This is a genomic window from Corallococcus sp. AB038B, from assembly GCF_003668955.1.
GTDB lineage: Bacteria > Myxococcota > Myxococcia > Myxococcales > Myxococcaceae > Corallococcus > Corallococcus exiguus.
Map to the genome: position 1 here is coordinate 1 of NZ_RAWO01000310.1, position 395 is coordinate 395.

Here is a 395-nt window from a genome sequence, read left to right on the forward strand (position 1 = left end):
GCTTCTCCCAGATCTCATTCACTTGGCACGACAAACCACTCAATTTATCATTGATACTGAACATGATTATTGGACACATGAGCCAAGCGTGATCCAAATACAATTTATCCATACGAATTCCGTGGTTCTTCTCGTTGAAATATTTCATTTACCGCCTCACTCATCGGTCTTGTTTTGGTTAATTCGATCCTTGCTAAAGGTTGTCTTTCAGCCAGCCAATGTTCTCTTTGCTTGGGTTGATTTACTCTTCGAGTTATCTGATTTTGTTCATTCGGCATTGTTTTCCTTCGATGCCATCTGTCAAATGAACACCATCGACGTACAATGTTGCTTCAAGGAATGGTACAATCAACGGTTTCCACACACTTGTGGCCTTGGGGCATTACAAGACGACA

General features: G+C 41.5%; 1 protein-coding gene. It reads left to right on the forward strand.

The window, feature by feature from the left end; translation table 11 throughout:
• Nucleotides 1-22: 22 nt before the first annotated feature.
• Nucleotides 23-395 (forward strand): hypothetical protein (locus tag D7Y04_RS46240; RefSeq protein ID WP_233601883.1); only part of this gene is annotated, 373 nt, incomplete at its 3' end.